At 56.9% G+C, this 16,206-nt stretch carries 15 protein-coding genes; 6 read left to right on the top strand and 9 right to left on the bottom strand.

The window, feature by feature from the left end; genetic code table 11:
• Positions 1 to 301: 301 nt before the first annotated feature.
• From AC2FEB_RS04015 to AC2FEB_RS04005, 3 genes are read left to right on the top strand one after another with little or no spacing between them, the layout of a single operon-like run.
• Complete coding sequence (locus AC2FEB_RS04015; RefSeq protein ID WP_117869239.1) at positions 302 to 1,318, top strand: C4-dicarboxylate TRAP transporter substrate-binding protein; 1,017 nt, start codon at positions 302 to 304, stop codon at positions 1,316 to 1,318.
• Positions 1,319 to 1,375: 57 nt separating this feature from the next.
• The gene (locus AC2FEB_RS04010) at positions 1,376 to 2,005 is read left to right on the top strand and encodes a TRAP transporter small permease (RefSeq protein ID WP_117869238.1); all 630 of its coding nucleotides are present in this window, start codon (positions 1,376 to 1,378) and stop codon (positions 2,003 to 2,005) included.
• 3 nt (positions 2,006 to 2,008) lie between these two features.
• Positions 2,009 to 3,412: a TRAP transporter large permease gene (locus tag AC2FEB_RS04005; RefSeq protein WP_299642438.1), complete on the top strand. Its 1,404-nt coding sequence runs from the start codon at positions 2,009 to 2,011 to the stop codon at positions 3,410 to 3,412.
• Positions 3,413 to 3,550: 138 nt separating this feature from the next.
• Here AC2FEB_RS04005 and ocd read toward each other — a convergent pair whose 3' ends face one another.
• Genes ocd through rocF form a run of 3 tightly spaced genes read right to left on the bottom strand, consistent with a single transcriptional unit; the run spans position 3,551 to position 6,441 of the window.
• Positions 3,551 to 4,591, bottom strand: a complete 1,041-nt coding sequence (gene ocd / locus AC2FEB_RS04000; protein WP_117869236.1) for an ornithine cyclodeaminase — start codon at positions 4,589 to 4,591, stop codon at positions 3,551 to 3,553.
• Positions 4,592 to 4,600: 9 nt separating this feature from the next.
• Positions 4,601 to 5,521 (bottom strand): citrulline utilization hydrolase CtlX, encoded by a 921-nt coding sequence (ctlX, locus tag AC2FEB_RS03995; protein ID WP_496671794.1) that lies wholly within the window; start codon positions 5,519 to 5,521, stop codon positions 4,601 to 4,603.
• A complete protein-coding gene (gene rocF / locus AC2FEB_RS03990) occupies positions 5,521 to 6,441 on the bottom strand; it encodes an arginase (protein ID WP_117869234.1) in 921 nt (306 codons plus the stop codon). The genes ctlX and rocF overlap by 1 nt, the downstream gene beginning before the upstream one ends.
• Before the next feature lie 86 nt (positions 6,442 to 6,527).
• On the opposite strand from rocF, the gene AC2FEB_RS03985 reads away from it, so the two are divergent.
• Together AC2FEB_RS03985 and mprF are read left to right on the top strand one after the other, a co-directional pair.
• Positions 6,528 to 6,956, top strand: a complete 429-nt coding sequence (locus AC2FEB_RS03985; protein WP_117869233.1) for an Lrp/AsnC family transcriptional regulator — start codon at positions 6,528 to 6,530, stop codon at positions 6,954 to 6,956.
• Positions 6,957 to 7,073: 117 nt separating this feature from the next.
• A complete protein-coding gene (gene mprF, locus AC2FEB_RS03980) occupies positions 7,074 to 9,683 on the top strand; it encodes a bifunctional lysylphosphatidylglycerol flippase/synthetase MprF (RefSeq protein ID WP_496883845.1) in 2,610 nt (869 codons plus the stop codon).
• 3 nt (positions 9,684 to 9,686) lie between these two features.
• Here mprF and AC2FEB_RS03975 read toward each other — a convergent pair whose 3' ends face one another.
• From AC2FEB_RS03975 to AC2FEB_RS03950, 6 genes are all read right to left on the bottom strand, one after another.
• On the bottom strand, positions 9,687 to 11,237 hold the full coding sequence (locus AC2FEB_RS03975) for an efflux transporter outer membrane subunit (protein WP_496671802.1): 1,551 nt from the start codon (positions 11,235 to 11,237) through the stop codon (positions 9,687 to 9,689).
• Between the two features lie 11 nt (positions 11,238 to 11,248).
• Entirely contained in the window at positions 11,249 to 12,394 is a 1,146-nt protein-coding gene (locus tag AC2FEB_RS03970; RefSeq protein WP_117869231.1) for an HlyD family secretion protein, read from the bottom strand.
• A gap of 21 nt (positions 12,395 to 12,415) precedes the next feature.
• Positions 12,416 to 12,778, bottom strand: a complete 363-nt coding sequence (locus AC2FEB_RS03965; protein WP_496671805.1) for a DUF3302 domain-containing protein — start codon at positions 12,776 to 12,778, stop codon at positions 12,416 to 12,418.
• A gap of 35 nt (positions 12,779 to 12,813) precedes the next feature.
• Positions 12,814 to 13,383: a disulfide bond formation protein B gene (locus AC2FEB_RS03960; RefSeq protein WP_496671808.1), complete on the bottom strand. Its 570-nt coding sequence runs from the start codon at positions 13,381 to 13,383 to the stop codon at positions 12,814 to 12,816.
• Positions 13,384 to 13,393: 10 nt separating this feature from the next.
• Positions 13,394 to 13,549 (bottom strand): DUF5993 family protein, encoded by a 156-nt coding sequence (locus tag AC2FEB_RS03955; RefSeq protein ID WP_496671811.1) that lies wholly within the window; start codon positions 13,547 to 13,549, stop codon positions 13,394 to 13,396.
• Positions 13,550 to 13,658: 109 nt separating this feature from the next.
• Positions 13,659 to 14,420, bottom strand: a complete 762-nt coding sequence (locus tag AC2FEB_RS03950) for a DeoR/GlpR family DNA-binding transcription regulator (RefSeq protein WP_117872782.1) — start codon at positions 14,418 to 14,420, stop codon at positions 13,659 to 13,661.
• Between the two features lie 180 nt (positions 14,421 to 14,600).
• Between AC2FEB_RS03950 and glpD the strand changes: the two genes are divergently transcribed.
• Complete coding sequence (gene glpD, locus AC2FEB_RS03945) at positions 14,601 to 16,184, top strand: glycerol-3-phosphate dehydrogenase (RefSeq protein WP_496672131.1); 1,584 nt, start codon at positions 14,601 to 14,603, stop codon at positions 16,182 to 16,184.
• Positions 16,185 to 16,206: the final 22 nt, after the last annotated feature.

Here is a 16,206-nt window from a genome sequence, read left to right as displayed (position 1 = left end):
GTAATCCTTGGTTTTTTTTGTAAAGAAATTTTAATTATTTCGAGTTTTTAGTAAAGAAAGTCAATATAATTATGAAATAATAAATTAAATCAATAATTTAAATGTTATGAACTTTTCGTGCCCGGCATGTCGAAAGCGTGGGCAAGGATTGGTAATCTTAGAACTGCCGGTCTTCTTGTCACTTTATGGGGCTTCTTCTGATAATTACGCAAATCCCGGACAGGGTTGGCACAATCGAATGTTGGCGCTAGCTTGATCGACAAGCGCCTCGGTAGGGGGCGCACCAATGGGAGACAAAACTATGAAAAAGATGTTGAGCGGTGCCGCAGTCGCCGCCCTTGGCGTTGCTTTTGTAACCGAAGCCGCCGCAACAGAATGGAACGCGTCCGTCTGGGGCAAGCGCCGCGCCTTTACAGAACATGTGGAGAAGCTGGCCGAATTGGTCAGCGAAAAAACCGGTGGCGAATTCACCATCAATGTCAGCTATGGTGGCCTGTCCAAACCCAAGGAAAACTTGGATGGGATCGAAATCGGTGCCTTCGAGATGGCTCAGTTCTGTGCCGGCTATCACCGTGACAAGAACCGGGCGATCACCGTATTGGAGCTGCCGTTTCTGGGTGTGAACAACCTGCAGGAAGAAGTTGCGGTCAGCCATGCAGTTTATGACCATCCGGCGGTCAAGGATGAGATGGCACAATGGAATGCCCGCATCATCATGACTTCGCCAATGCCGCAGTATAACCTTGTCGGTACCGGCGAGCCGCGGGATGAACTGGCTGAATTTGACGGAATGCGGGTCCGGGCGACCGGTGGCCTTGGTCAGGCCTTTGAGGCGGTCGGAGGAGTGCCAACATCGGTTCCGGCGACAGAAGCCTTTAATGCGATGGAATCGGGTGTTGTCGACACCGTGGCCTTTGCACAGCACGCGCACCTTTCGTTCGGGACGATCAACGAAGCTGATTGGTGGACCGCGAACCTGAATCCGGGAACTGTGAACTGCCCGGTTGTCGTCAACATTGATGCCTACGAGGCGCTGCCAGCCGAGCACCGTGAAGTTCTGGACAGCTCGATTGATGAAGCGATCGACCATTACCTGGCGAATTACGGCGGCCTGCTTGAGCAATGGGACGGTGTCCTGGAAGAAAAGGGTGTCCAGAAGGTCATGATAGACGACGCCGTAATTGAAGAGTTCCGCACGAAGGCGGCTGATCCGATCCGTGAAAAATGGATTGCGGACATGACGGAACAGGGCCTGCCAGCGCAGGATCTATATGATCTCGTCCAGATGACGCTTAAGCAACAGCGCGGCGGCAACTGACTGTCAAAGCCGGGTGCCTTCAGGGCACCCGGTAACAAACAATAGGGAAACATCGGAATGGCAGGACAAGCCACGGTTCTGGTAGACGGTAGCCGTCTGAGCCAGCTGGATCAGCGATTGCTGGTGTTGGAACGGTTTCTGGCGCTGATCAGCGGGTTCGCAGTTTTTTCACTGATGGTTATGGCCGTTGTGTCCGTCAGTGGCCGTAACGCTCTGAATGCACCATTGCCGGGATATGTGGACTGGATCGAACAGGCGATGCCGCTCATCGCGTTTCTGGGCATTTCATATGTTCAGCGCGATGGGGGGCATATCCGGATGGATATCGTCATTTCCCGCTTGCACGGACGAGCTTTATGGCTTTTTGAACTGCTTTCGGTGGTTCTGATCCTGATCCTGATGCTGGCACTTGTTTGGGGCAGTTGGTCTCATTTCGACCGATCGTTTGATTTCGGCGCGCCAATGTGGAGCCGGGACAGTTCGATCGACATCGGCATACCCTTGTGGCCGGCCAAGCTGCTGGCACCCGTTGCATTTTCCGTTCTCTGCCTGCGCCTTGCGCTACAGGTCTGGGGGTATGGTCGGGCCTTCTGGCTGGATCTGGACGCTCCGGCGGCAGTTCCTTTGATACAGGATGCAGCGGCGCAGGCAGCGGCCGAGGCCGAACAGTTCGAAGGGCAGGACTGATACATGGACACGATTGAGATTGGCCTCTGGGTCACAGGCGTCCTTCTGGTCCTGGTCGTGGTGGGCATGCGGGTTGCGTTCGCAGCAGGTTTGGCAGGGCTTATCGGGCTGGTTTGGATTTTCTGGGCCAAGTTCGGCTACGACCCGAACCGGTTTGGCAAGGCGCTGACAGTGGCGGTCAAAACCGCAGGGCAGGTGCCACATTCCAAGGTCGCGTCTCACACTCTCAGCCTGATCCCGACCTTTATCCTGATTGGATATCTGGCTTATTATGCGGGACTTACCCGCGCCTTGTTCGAGGCCGCAAAACGCTGGGTCGCATGGGTTCCTGGAGGGTTGGCAGTGTCGACCGTTTTCGCCACTGCCGGCTTCGCTGCGGTGTCCGGTGCTTCGGTTGCGACGTCCGCCGTCTTTGCCCGCATCGCGATTCCGGAAATGCTGAAGGTCGGCTACAACAAACGCTTTGCAGCCGGTGTGGTTGCCGCGGGCGGGACGCTGGCATCCCTGATTCCACCTTCGGCCATTCTGGTGATCTACGCGATCATCGTCGAGCAGGATGTCGGCAAACTGCTTTTGGCGGGTTTTATTCCGGGCGCGTTTTCCGCAATCGTTTATGGTCTGCTGATCGTTGGGATTGCCGTGATTTTCAAATCCGTTGGCCCACCGGTCACGGGGTTTACCTGGAAACAGCGTTTTGCCGCACTTCCCGGTGCCTTCCCGATTGTCGCCGTCATCCTGATTATCATCTGCTTCGTCTACAACCCGTTTGGTGAAAAGGCGTGGGGTACACCGACAGAAGGCGGTGCCATTGGCGCCTTCATCGTATTCTGTTTCGCTCTGTTCCACGGAATGCGCTGGACCGAGTTCAAATCCGCGCTGTTGGAAACCGCCAAGCTGACAGCAATGATCTTTTCGATTATCTGGGGCGTTCTGATCTATGTGCGGTTTCTTGGTTTCGCCGACCTTCCCGGTGCCTTCTCGGATTGGATCACGGGGCTCGAGATGTCGCCGATGATGATCCTGATCTGCATTCTACTGGCTTACGCGGTGTTGGGCATGTTCATGGATGCAATAGGGATGCTGCTTTTGACCTTGCCCGTGGTCTATCCGGCGGTGATGGCCTTGAACGGTGGTGAAACCGTCAGTGCCGCCGACAGCGCGTTTGGAATGTCTGGCCCGATGTGTGCGATCTGGTTTGGTATTCTGGTGGTCAAAATGGCTGAGTTTTGCCTGATTACACCGCCCATTGGGCTGAACTGCTTTGTCGTTGCCGGTGTGCGCCCGGACCTGAGTGTTCAGGATGTTTTCAAGGGTGTCACACCCTTTTTCATTGCCGACGCCCTGACCATCGCAGCGCTCGTGGCTTTCCCGGGTATTGTTCTCTACTTGCCATCGCTTGCGGGGTAGTTCGGAAGCGAGGCTCTGCCTCGCGCTCCGGGATATTTGTGGCCAGATGAAGTTCGGATCCCTTGCTTCATCTGGCCCTTGAAACTGCGGGGGAGGCGTGCATGGCGCGACAGGGACAGAGCCCATCGCCACAATGCGTTATCCGGCCCGCATCAACATCCCAAACAGATCGCGTGGATCGTCCGGGTCCGCCAACATGTCCAGAGGTTCAAAGAACGTTGTGCCTTCAATCGCCTGTTTCACATAGCGCAGGGCCGAGAAATCCTCGATTGCGAAGCCAACACTGTCGAACAAAGTGATCTGCCGCTCATCGGTGCGCCCCTTGGCGGCGCCGGTGACGACCTGCCACATCTCGGTCACGGGGTGATCCGAATCCAGCGCCTGAATTTCGCCTTCGATCCGGGTTTGTTCAGGGTATTCGACGAAGATGTCCGAACGTAACAGGATGTCACGATGCAACTCGGTCTTGCCGGGGCAATCGCCTCCGATGGCGTTGATGTGGACGCCGGGTCCAACCATGTTGTCGGTCAGGATCGTTGCGTATTTCTTATCTGCCGTGCAGGTGGTGATGATCTGGGCGCCTTCGATGGCGTCTTCCGGCGTCTTACAAGGGATGACGGTCAGGCCCTTGCCCTGCAAATTCGCGGTGCATTTCGATGTGGCATTCGGATCGATGTCATAAAGCCGAACGGTGTCGATCCCGCACATTGCCTTGAAGGCGAGGCACTGGAATTCGGACTGTGCGCCATTGCCGATCATGGCCATTGTCTTGGCATTTTTCGGGGCCAGATAGCGCCCGACCAGAGCCGAAGTCGCCGCCGTGCGCAGCGCGGTCAGCATTGTCATTTCGGTCAACAGCGTCGGATATCCTGTATAGACGTCTGCCAGCAGGCCGAATGCAGTAACGGTTTGCAGCCCTTCGGAAGTGTTCTTGGGATGGCCGTTTACGTATTTGAACCCGTACGCCTCGCCATCCGAAGTTGGCATCAGCTCAATCACGCCATGAGGAGAGTGCGCCGGAATGCGAGGTGTCTTATCGAAGCTTTCCCATCGTTTGAAATCGGATTCGATCTGTGCAGCAATCTGCATGATCATCTGTTCGACGCCAATATGGTGTACCAGTCGCATCATGTTGTCGACGGAAACGAATGGTACCAGGGCCTTGTCTGAAGGTTGCATAGTGCTCTCCTATCGGCGGGCAAGATGAACGCCTGCAATCATGCAGCGCACGGACCCACCGGCGGTTTCAATTGTTGGAACGGACAGCGGCAACGGTGTTGCACTGTTCTGGATTGTTGCGATTTGGTCTGGTGTGAGGGCGGCAAGTGCCCTGCGGGACAGGGCCAGCACCAACCCATCCCGCCCTGTCAGCTCAATGGCGTTACCCGCGAACTCGGCGATCTGGTCATGGGTCAGGTCAATGACGGTTCGACCGGATTCCTCCAGCCGATTGTGGACGGTCAGGCGGCGAACAGGGTCCGAAATCATATCGAGGCAAATCAAGGCGTAATGCGTGCCGATTCCCATCAATACGTTGGTGTGATAAACGTCCCGGCCCTTGGCATCGCGGGCCTCAAAGGCGATTGGCTCATAGTTGAAATGCGTGCAGAACCGTTCCAGCAAGACCGGATCCGCGCGATTGGACGTCACCGTGTAAGCGATGCGGGCCACGTGATCCAAAACCATCGCGCCGGTTCCTTCCAGAGCCAGGTTGTCTTGTTCCAGCCCGGAATAGTCGATGACATCTTGCACGCGGTATTCCTGTTTGAGCAGCTCGATTACATCGTTCCGGCGTTCGCGCCTGCGCGATGGCACAAACATCGGGTAGATCGCCACATGGCCGCCGGGATGTGTTGAGAACCAGTTGTTAGGAAAAACGCTGTCAGGTGTGTTGAGGTCGCCGAAATCGTCAAACACATGAACAGTGACTCCGGCGTCGCGCAATTGTTGCACCGCCCGATCATGTTCATCCCTGGCCGCGTTCGATGTCGCCTCGGCGGATACGGTGCTCAGCGTTTGAAAGGCATTGTCATCGCGTGTTTCCGGGTTGGATGCAAAAGCGTGTGGCCGGATCATGACAACGGCAGATGGCGCTTGAAGAGACAGCATCAGAAACTCCGGGTGGGGCGATCGAAGATACGGCGGCCCATCAAAGAGGCAGCCAGATCGACCATCAGCTTTGCGGTTCGGCCCCGGTCATCCAGAAACGGGTTCAGTTCGACCAGGTCCAGTGAGCAGACAAGCCCGCTTTCATGCAGCAGTTCCATGGCCAAATGGGCTTCGCGCTCGGTCGCACCGCCGGGCACAGTCGTGCCGACTGCGGGTGCCACGGCCGGATCGAGGAAATCGACATCCAACGACACGTGTAGCAGAGCGTTTTCAGCCCTGACGCGATCCAGAAAGGCCAACAGGGGGGCTTTGATGCCATTTTCATCTATGCTGCGCATATCCGCCAGCATGGCGCGGTCCTGTTCCAGCGCCGCTCGTTCCGCCGGGTCGACAGAGCGCAATCCGATCATGCCGACGCGATCCGTCGGTATGACGGCGGGCAAAGGGGGAAAGTCCTCGAACCCGGGTCTGCCGGTAAAATACGCCACCGGCGTGCCGTGCAGGTTGCCGCTGCCCGTGCTGTCCGGAGTATGAAAGTCGCTGTGGGCGTCAAGCCATAGTACAAACAGGGGGCGATCGATCTGAGCAGCATGGGCGGCCATCCCGGCAACCGTACCCATGGACAGGGCGTGATCGCCCCCCATGAAAATAGGAATACCCTGACCCGCCGCGTCTTGCGCAGCTTTGCTGATAGCTTGTGTCCACCCCACACATTCGGGCAGGGCGAACAGGTGCGGGTGTTGGGGAATGTCGACGCTTGCGGCTTGCACGTCGCCCCAATCGTGAACGGTGTGACCAAGATCAGACAGCGCTTGCTCCAACCCTGCCACGCGATACGCATCAGGGCCCATCCGGCATCCCTGACGGCGTTTTCCGGCGTCCATCGGGGCGCCAACCAGTATGATATCCTTGAGTTCCATATGTTCATTTAGGCCGTCATACTGTCTTGCGTGAAGTCAGCAAATTGCTCAAAATGGTCTCGGAAAATTCTTTATGAGAAAGCGCTATGGACGAATTGGACAATCGACTGCTCAATGCGTTGCAGCGGGATGCTCGGGCAAGCCTGTCAGAGCTGTCGGAAACGCTGGGCGTGACGCGCACAACGGTGCGCAGCAGGTTGCAGCGGCTGAAACAGTCCGGTGAAATCGTCGGCTTCACCGTTTTGACTCGTCGCGATCTGGCGCAAAGCCCGGTGCGCGGATTGATGATGCTAGAGATTGAAGGGCGCGGAACAGAACGCGTGATGGCCCGGATCGGAGCCATGCGTCAGGTGACGGCGGTTCATTCGACAAATGGCAGTTGGGATCTGATCGCCGAGATCAGCACCGAAACTCTGGCCGAACTGGATGAGGTTCTGTTTCAGATCCGAAAGATCGACGGTGTGACGCGTTCGGAAACGAACCTTTTGCTGTCAACACGCAGGGGGCGGCTCTAGCGCTTTGAGATAAAAACAAAATGTGCCAGAGTCTGTTGGTAGATGAAGTATTGATAGTCGACGGGCGGGTGAGCCGCACGCGGTATCTGCGATCAGAAACCGGCGGGGACGTGCAGCATGACCAATGCGGAAAGTGACGGTGAACCTCTGGCGGTGCACTGGGTTGAAAAGCTTACGGCCATGTTGGAAAAACCCTGGCTGCGGATCGCGATACCGGTTCTCGTGACTGGGATCGCGCTGACGGTTTTGCATGATTTGTCTACGCATGTGAAATGGTCGGATGTCCAGGCCGATATCGCGACGACGTCGTGGAAACTTATGTTTTTCGCCTTGCTTTGGACTGCGTTCAGTTTTCTTTCGCTATCGCTCTATGATGTGTTTGCCGTGCAGAGTGTGGCAGGCGGCAAAGTGCCTTTGCCTGTAGCCGGATTGGCAGGGGCCAGCGGCTATGCCGTATCGAATTGCCTGGGGTTTTCCTACATCACCGGGACGGCGATCCGGTACCGGATATATGCGTCTTTGGGATTGGATCTGGGGCGGGTGGCCGGGGTTATCGCAACGTCTTGGGTCGCGTTCTGGATGGGGCTTGTTCTGGTTCTGGGTGTGTTGCTGACCGTGCATCCGGACGGAATCTCCAAAGTGATGCCTGTCAGCGAAACGGTGGAAACCGTCATCGGATTGTGCCTTTTGGGGGCATTGGTCGCGATGTTCATATGGTTGTCCAGCGGCGGCAGGCGGTTGGCCTTAGCCGGTATAGGGTTTGATTTGCCAGGCGGCAAACTGGCCAGCTTGCTGACACTGGCCGCTATCGGAGATCTGGTTGGCGCGTCCATGGCGCTCTATGTCCTGATGCCGGACGATCTGGGCGTTGGCTATCCCTATTTCTTCACGATCTACATTGCAGCAATCGCCGTTGGAATCCTCAGCCACGCGCCGGGCGGGCTTGGGGTATTCGAAGCCACGCTGATCGCGGGGCTTGGGGTGTCGGGACGTTCGGATGTGATCGCAGCCTTGTTGTTGTATCGCGTCGTTTACACCTTCTTGCCGTTCGGTATCGCCAGCGTGTCCATTGCGGTCGCGTCCGCACTGACGCAGAGGCACAGGATCGGTGGGGCCGCGACATGGGTCTATCGGGTCATCCGCCCCATCGTTCCTATGGTGGCAGCCGGGATTGCGGCAGTGGCCGGAGTGATCCTGCTGGTGTCCGGAGCGTTGCCAGCGGGCACGCAGAACCTTGGCGTTCTGAGAGAGGTTTTGCCGCTATCGTTTGTCGAGGCATCGCACCTTGCCGGCAGTGCTGTTGGAGTACTGCTTTTGCTGGTGTCTCGCGGTTTGTTTCGAAAGCTCTACCGCGCATGGGTGGTGGCAATGTTGTTGATGGTGGCCGGGTTCTTTGCCTCGCTGGCAAAGGGACTGGACACTCACGAAGCGCTATCGATGCTGGGTACGATTGGCCTTCTGGCCATGTTCCGCGGGGCGTTCTATCGGGTCAGTGGCGCGTCGATTTTCAGGCTGAATATCCCTTGGCTGATCAGCGTCGTGGTTCTGCTGGCAGTCATCTTCTGGGTCGGTCTGTTCACCTATTCCCACGTCGAGTACCAGAACGCCCTGTGGTGGGAATTTGCCTGGAACGGAGACGCCTCGCGCTTTTTGCGCTCCAGCCTTGTCGTAGCGGTGATCGTGGGGATTGTGGCCGTGAACTCCCTGTTCGGGCGAGAGATTCCGACACCTGTGCGCACGGAAATCCCCGGTGTCGTCGAACGGCTGGTGATGGAGTGCGAGGATACCGAATCCCAAATCTCGCTTACCGGTGACAAACAGTTCCTGATCTCACCGGATGAAACTGCATTCATTGCGTACGCAGACACGGGCAACGCTCTGATCTCGAAGGGAGAGCCGGTCGGCGATGAAGCAGCGGGGCAGCAATTGATCTGGCAGCTCAGGGAAATGGCGGACCGTGAGGGAAAACTGTGTGCCTTCTACAGTGTTTCAACCAAATACCTGCCGACATTTCTGGATTTGGGGCTGTCGATACTGAAGGTCGGCGAGGTCGCGCGGGTGCCGCTAAAGGATTTCTCGCTGGATGGAAAGTCGCGCAAGCGGTTCCGGCAGGCCAGAAACCGGGCCGAGCGGGAGGGCTATGTATTCGAGATCATTCCGAAAGAAGACCTGGCCTCGGTTTTGCCGGAATTGCGCGCTATTTCAGATCATTGGCTGGCACAAAAGGCGGGTGCTGAAAAGGGCTTTGCACTTGGGGGATTTGACGATCAGTACCTGTCCTATTTTGATCATGCGGTTCTGCGTGACGGTAAAACAGGCAAGATCATGGCCTTTGCCAACCTGTTTCAAGGCGGCAACAAATCCGAGCTGTCACTGGATTTGATGCGCTATGAACCTGATAGTCCAAGCTTTGTCATGGATGCACTTTTTGCGGAAATGATGAATTGGGGATCACAGCAGGGGTTCCACTGGTTCTCGCTGGGTGCGGCGCCGTTCTCGGGGATCGAAAACCGTCAACTTGCATCGCTTTGGAACCGCATCGGCGGCTTTGTCTATGAGCATGGCGAGCAGTTCTATCATTTCGAAGGGCTGCGCGCCTTCAAACAGAAATTCGACCCGGAATGGAGCCCCAACTATCTGGCCAGCCCCGGCGGGTTCGCCGCGCCCCGCATCCTTTACGAGGTCAATATCCTGATCTCGGGCGGTCTGCGCGGGTTGACCAAGTAGCCTCTAGTTCAGGCTGGCTCGGGTCGGGGTTTTTTCAAGCAGATCGCCCCAGTCGGTGCGATAGGCCATTTCGGCCAGCACGGTTTCAGGCAGGAACTCTTGGTTTTGACGGATCTGCCATCCGCCGCCCAGACCTTTGTAAACCGCAACCAGATTGCTGGACACCTGCTGCCGCGCTTCGATCAGGTTGGCCTGCGACCGCAATAGCGCGGTCTGCGTGTTCAGAATGCGCGAATAGCTGGCGATGCCGTCCGTGTACTGGCTTATGGCGATATCTGCGGCCTTGCGTGAGGCATCGACGCTTTTCTGATAGAACCCAACCTGTTTTCGCGCTTGCGTATAGGCGACCATTGCGCTTTCCACTTCGGAATACGCGGTCAGAACGGTGTTCTGGTAATTGGCAATCAGCGCTTGATATGCCGCATCCTGCGCGCGGACGTTGTTCTTGATGCGACCATAATTAAGCACGTTCCAGACCACGCCAGCACTCGCCAGACCGGTGGTGCTGTTGCCGCTGAACAGATCGCGCCCGCCCGATGCCTGCAAACCGATCGCGCCCGACAGCACGAACTGCGGATACAGGTCAGCCATTGCGATGCCCACTTGTGCCGATTGCGTCGCGGCGGCCAGTTCTGCCGCGCGGACATCCGGGCGGCGGCGCAGCAGTTCTGCCGGCACGCCAACGGCCACATTTGTTCGCGCAGACGGGATACGACCGGAATTCCCAAGAAGACTTGTCATCCGGGATGGCGTGGTCCCCAGCAGCACGGCCAAAGCATTCTTGGTCTGTTGCAGGTCACTTTCCAGCTCGGGCACCAAGGCCTTGGTATTGTTGAGCAGGGCTGTGGATTCCTGAACGTCCAGCTCGGTCGTGACTCCGTTGTTGAATCGCAGCTGGGTCAGGTCCGCCGATTCCTGCTGCAATTTGATGTTTTCCCGGGCTACTGCCAAAGATTCCTGCAACGCGCGAATATTGACGTAGAGCGCGGCGACGTCGCCGGTCAGTGTCACCAATGCGTCATCATAGTTTGCGACCTGCAAGGCCAGATTTGACCGAGCCGCCTGAACACCGCGCCGCTGCGCGCCCCAGACATCCAGTTCCCACTGGGCATCGAACCCAACCTGCGACGTCGAGAATTCGGTATCTAGGGGGATGATCCGGTTGATATCGGCAACAGGCCCTAGGTTATTGCTGATTTGCCGTCGCTGCAATGACCCGCCGATGGCCTGAGATTGCGGGTACAATTCGCCGAAAGCAATCCCCAACTGTGCCCGCGCTTGCAGCACCCGTGCCCCCGCGACCTGAAGCGTCAGGTTTTGGGCGTAGGCCTCGGCAATCAGCCGGTTGAGGGTCGGGTCATTGAATGTTTCCCACCATTTAACCACGGGTGCGCTGCGCGATGTCAGGCCGCCTTGGCCGGCGCTGGGTGTGTTGACCTCGATCCATTGTTTCACGACCGGAGAGTTCGGCCGCACGAAATCGGGCCCCACGGGCGTGCAGGCCGCCAAAGTGGCGGCGCAAAGTGCGGTTCCCATCAACCGGCGGAGTGTCATGGCGCGCATCCTCAGATATCCAGCGGTCGGATGAAGTTGGCGAAGGAATAGAGACGGATGTTGATGCGTCTCAGGAACTCAAAGCTTTTGCCCTGTCCGGTGTAGATCGCCACTGCGGCGTGGCCGCCAGCTGGGAAAGTGTGCCCTTCAGGGACATCGACGGTGATCTGCACAGCAATTCGACCGGGCAGTTTCGGCAGTTCAAAGCCGGGCAGGCGGCCTGAAGGGATCAGTTGCCCTTGCCGCGTGGCCCACCAGATTGCCTCGACCTTGCCGGTCAGGATTTCACCCGGGTAAAGATCCAGCGCCACCTCGACCTCTTGCCCCGGTTCCACGAATTTCAGGTTTTGCTGGCGGTAGGTCGCAAGAATGTAGGGGCTGTCTTCGGTCACGAAACTGGCAATCGCGCCCAGTCGAACATCGCCGACGACCAGCCCGGGGCGCGCTTGCTGCGAAACGATCATGCCGTTTTCTGGTGCGTAGATCGTTGTGTTTTCGAGGAAATATCTGGCCTCAGCCAATTGCGCCTGGGCCTGAAGAATACCCGTGTTCACACCGTCTATCTGGGATTCCACAGCCAACTGTGCCTTTTCCAGATTTGCCTCGGCCTGTTTGACGGCGGCAAGGTCTTCTGTCACCTGCTCGTTCCAGCGGTCCAGATCGTCTTGCCGCGCTCCACCGGCGGGCACGAGAGTTTCATAGCGTGCTTGCTGAGTCTGCGCGTAGGCCAATTGCGCGTTTGCACGTTCAACTGCTTCGGTCGACGCGATCACATCCTGTTCCAGAATTTTGGCATTCTGTTCGGCGGCGACCAACTGCGCCTGCGCATTGTTCACCGCCAGTGAAAACACCGTGTCATCAAAGCGGTAGAGCGGATCGCCCTTGGTGACCGGTGTATTGGGTTCCACAAGTACCTCGGTCAGGATCGTTGGCTGTGTCAGCTTTGGGATGATCTGTATGGTCGAACGCACCACATGGCTGTCGACCGAGAAGGGCTGGAAGAACCGCAATGCGACCAGAAAGATCAGCAGCAGATGCGCACCGACCCAGAAGGACACAATGCCCCAGGCAATGTTGAATTTCAGCAATTCCAGCTTGAAGAAGATAAGCCAGACAAAAATGATGTAGAAAAGCGTAATGCCGAGGGCGACGAACATGTTTGGTTGTTTCCTTCAGCCTTAGCTTCGCTGCGTGTCGTCTGTGTCCAGACGATCTTGATACTCTGGCCTGACGTCGCCACCCAGACGGTTGATTTCATCACGAATAGCGTCTTTTTCCTCATCAGGGCCACGGCGAATGTCGACTGTAACACCGTCGTGGAACGCCCACATGAAGGCGTGAACCCAGGGCACCACGGCCAGAAACCCCATCCAGCCCATGATCTTTACGGCTTCGGCATGGGGATGATTGCGTTTGATGGCGATCCGCCCCGGAAGACCCATGAGGAACAGAAACAACGCCATCACCGCTGCCAGTAGCAGGATGAGTGCCACGAAAGTGAGGTAGTCGTAATAGCCAAGCGGCTGTCCCAGTAGTCCCATGCTCGTGCCTCCTTTTGGGGCAGGTTAAGGTATCTTCAGTTGCCTGCGTCCAATTCGTCAATCACCTTGTAGCTTGTCGGCGGGTCGGCGCAGATACCCGGTCCGCATTCCAACAAGGCCGATCCGGCATTCAGCACCGCCAAAGCCAGCATGACGAAAAACGCGATCTTGGCCAGAGTATTCCCGCCGAACTTTGGTTCCTGATTTGAAGGGTCCACGTATTGGCGATCAAACAACAGCATGATCGAAGTGCCCAGCAAAACAAGGAAAAAGGCGATTCCGGCCCAGGTATAATAGTGCAGCCCCAGAATAGGAGAACCGTAGTGCCCGGTTCCGGGCACGATATGCAGAAGAATTTGCCGGATCGAGACACTGCCGCCATATAAGGCCGCAATCAGCATGATGGCGTAATGTTGCGATCGCGCGCCGTAGAGCAGGTTCAAACCAATTCCTACGCCGACGGCGACAAGTCCGACGCGCTGCAGCAGGCAAAGCGGGCAGGGCAGTTCGTAAAGGACGACTTGATAGAAAAATGCCAACGCCAGAACCAGACAGACGGCCAGCATTCCTATCGCGTTGAGGGTGCGGGACAGTTCAGGTGTCATGGCAAGCCCCTCAGAGTTGAATTGTCAGCTGGGTGGTGGCGTGGAATTTCAGCCAATACACACACAGGGCCAACGTGGCGAAAAACAGCACGTTGCCAACCTTTGTCAGATTGAAATAGTTAAGCGCCATCGTGGCGGTAAGTAATGCAAATAAAAGCGCAATCATGGCCCGGTACTCCCCTCCCGTGCACAATTCCTTGTACAATGGATAGTGTCAGGCCAGGTCCCGTCTGGCAAGCCGCGCGACCCGCCTGAGCGTTGAAAGGTGCGATTGCTTAACCGCAGATAACAACGTTTGTTTGCCATTCGCGACAGCGCTGCCACAGGGTGCCGGGCAGGGGCGCATTGGTATAGACCGCGTCAAGTTCGGCCATCGAAGCTATGCGTGCCGGGGCCGAGCGTTGGAACTTTGAGTGATCGGCCACCAGAAAAGTACGGCGGGCCTGATCGATAATGGTCTGGCTGACCTGAACTTCCTGAAAGTCGAAGTCCAAAAGATCTCCGTCTGTATCCAGTGCTGAGCACCCGATGATGGCGAGATCGAATTTGAAGTGCCGGATGGTCGACACGGTCAGGGTGCCGATCAGACCGCCATCTGTTCGACGCAGGACTCCACCGGCCATGACGATTTCACAGTCGGAGTTTTCAATCAGGATGTTTGCAACGTTCATATTGTTCGTCACCACCATCAGGTTTTTGTGGTTCAGCAATTGTCTTGCCACGGCCTCGGTCGAAGTTCCGATGTTCATGAAAACCGACGCACCGTCTGGGATTTCGGCCGCGCAGGCCTGCGCGATGCGGGTCTTGGCGTCAGCGTTCAAGGCACGGCGGTCTTCGTATCCGATATTTGAGACGCCTGATCGCAGAACCGCACCGCCATGAACCCGGTCCAGTTTGCCCGCATCTGCAAGCTCTGTCAGGTCGCGTCGGATTGTCTGGACGGTGACACCAAAGCGTTCGGCCAGGCCGTCGACCGTAACGCGTCCTTCGGCGCTGGCGATTTCCAAGATGTCGGATTGGCGAAAAGACAGGGACATGAGCGGTTCCGGCGCAGAAGATACGTTTTCGTTTTTGTTCTTTTTGTTGGTTTTGGCAAGACAACTTGCTTGCAATACATACCAGCGTTGCAAAAAGAAAGAAAACGAACATAAACATTGACGAAGCGAAGGGTGTTCTGGCTAATGCCCGTAACCGTGTTTCGCAGGGAATCAATGGATATGCAGTCGACGGACACCCAGATCACAGACCTTTTCATCATTGGCGGCGGGATTAACGGTTGCGGCATCGCACGGGATGCTGCCGGACGGGGTCTTTCAGTAACATTGGCCGAGATGAACGATCTGGCTTCGGCGACATCGTCAGCCTCGACCAAGCTGTTTCATGGCGGGTTGCGGTATCTGGAGTATTTCGAGATCCGTCTGGTGCGCGAAGCCCTGATCGAACGCGAAACCTTGCTGCGCGCGATGCCGCATATCAGCTGGCCGATGCGCTTTGTGCTGCCGTACCACAAGGACATGCGGTTCGATTCGGAAACGCCGACCTCTCGGCTGCTCAGCACGGTCATGCCGTGGATGCGGGGGCGGCGTCCGGCCTGGCTGATCCGGTTGGGTCTGTTCATGTATGACAATCTGGGCGGGCGCAAAATCTTGCCGGGTACGACGTCGTTGAACCTGCGCTCGGCACCAGAGGGCGCCCCTCTGCAGGACAAGTTTGAAACAGCTTATGAATACTCTGACTGCTGGATCGAAGATTCACGACTGGTGGTCCTGAATGCGCGTGACGCCGAGGCACGCGGCGCGCAGATCATGGTCCGAACCGAAGTGACCTCGGCCGAGAGGGTTGGTGATCTTTGGGAAGTTTCCATTCGGGACCGAAGCAGCGGCGAAACCCGTTTGGTCCGGGCCAAAATGCTGATCAATGCAGGCGGACCCTGGGTGGGCGACATCATTCAAACCAAGATCCGTGTGAACTCTCGCGAGGGCGTGCGGCTTGTGCGGGGCAGTCATATCGTGACGCCCAGGCTTTACGATCACGACAAATGCTACTTTTTCCAGGGCGAAGATGGCCGCATCATTTTCGCCATTCCGTACGAGCAGGATTTTACCCTGATCGGAACAACGGATCAGGACCATCCGGACCCGGCCACGAAACCGGTCTGCACCGAGGCCGAGCAGGATTACCTGTGCGCCTTCGCGTCCAATTACTTCAAACGTGCCGTGACCCGCGACGATGTCGTTTGGACCTATTCCGGCGTACGGCCTCTTTATGATGACGGAGCAAGCAGTGCCACTGCTGCGACACGGGATTACACGTTGAAAGTCGATGCGCAGGGCGGGGCACCTGTTTTGAATGTGTTTGGCGGCAAGATCACAACCTATCGCAGGCTTGCAGAAAGCGCGCTCGAAAAGGTTGGTGAGTTTTTCCCGAACCTGCCCGGCCCCTGGACCGCTGGTGTCGCACTTCCGGGGGGTGATTTTCCGGTGGATGCTGTCGAAACCCTGAAAGGCGATCTTTTGACGGCCTTCCCCTTTTTGACCGAAACCTGGGCTGCCCGCTTGATCAGAGCTTACGGGACAGAAGCACGGGACGTTTTGGGAGATGCGAAACAGGTATCCGATCTGGGAGAGGACTTTGGCGCAACGCTGACCGCGCGAGAGGTCGCGTGGCTGATGGACAAGGAATATGCCCGCACAGCCGAAGATGTGGTTTGGCGCCGCAACAAATTGGGCTTGCGGCTGACGCCCGAGCAGATTGCGCGGATCGATCAATGGATGTCCGCACGGTCTGAGGATGAAAGCTAGCTTTAAAAAGCCTGAAACCTAT

Source organism: Ruegeria sp. YTSC106, from assembly GCF_059609765.1.
Note: the sequence above shows the minus strand (reverse complement) of the source record. Positions and strands in the feature narration are given on the sequence as shown.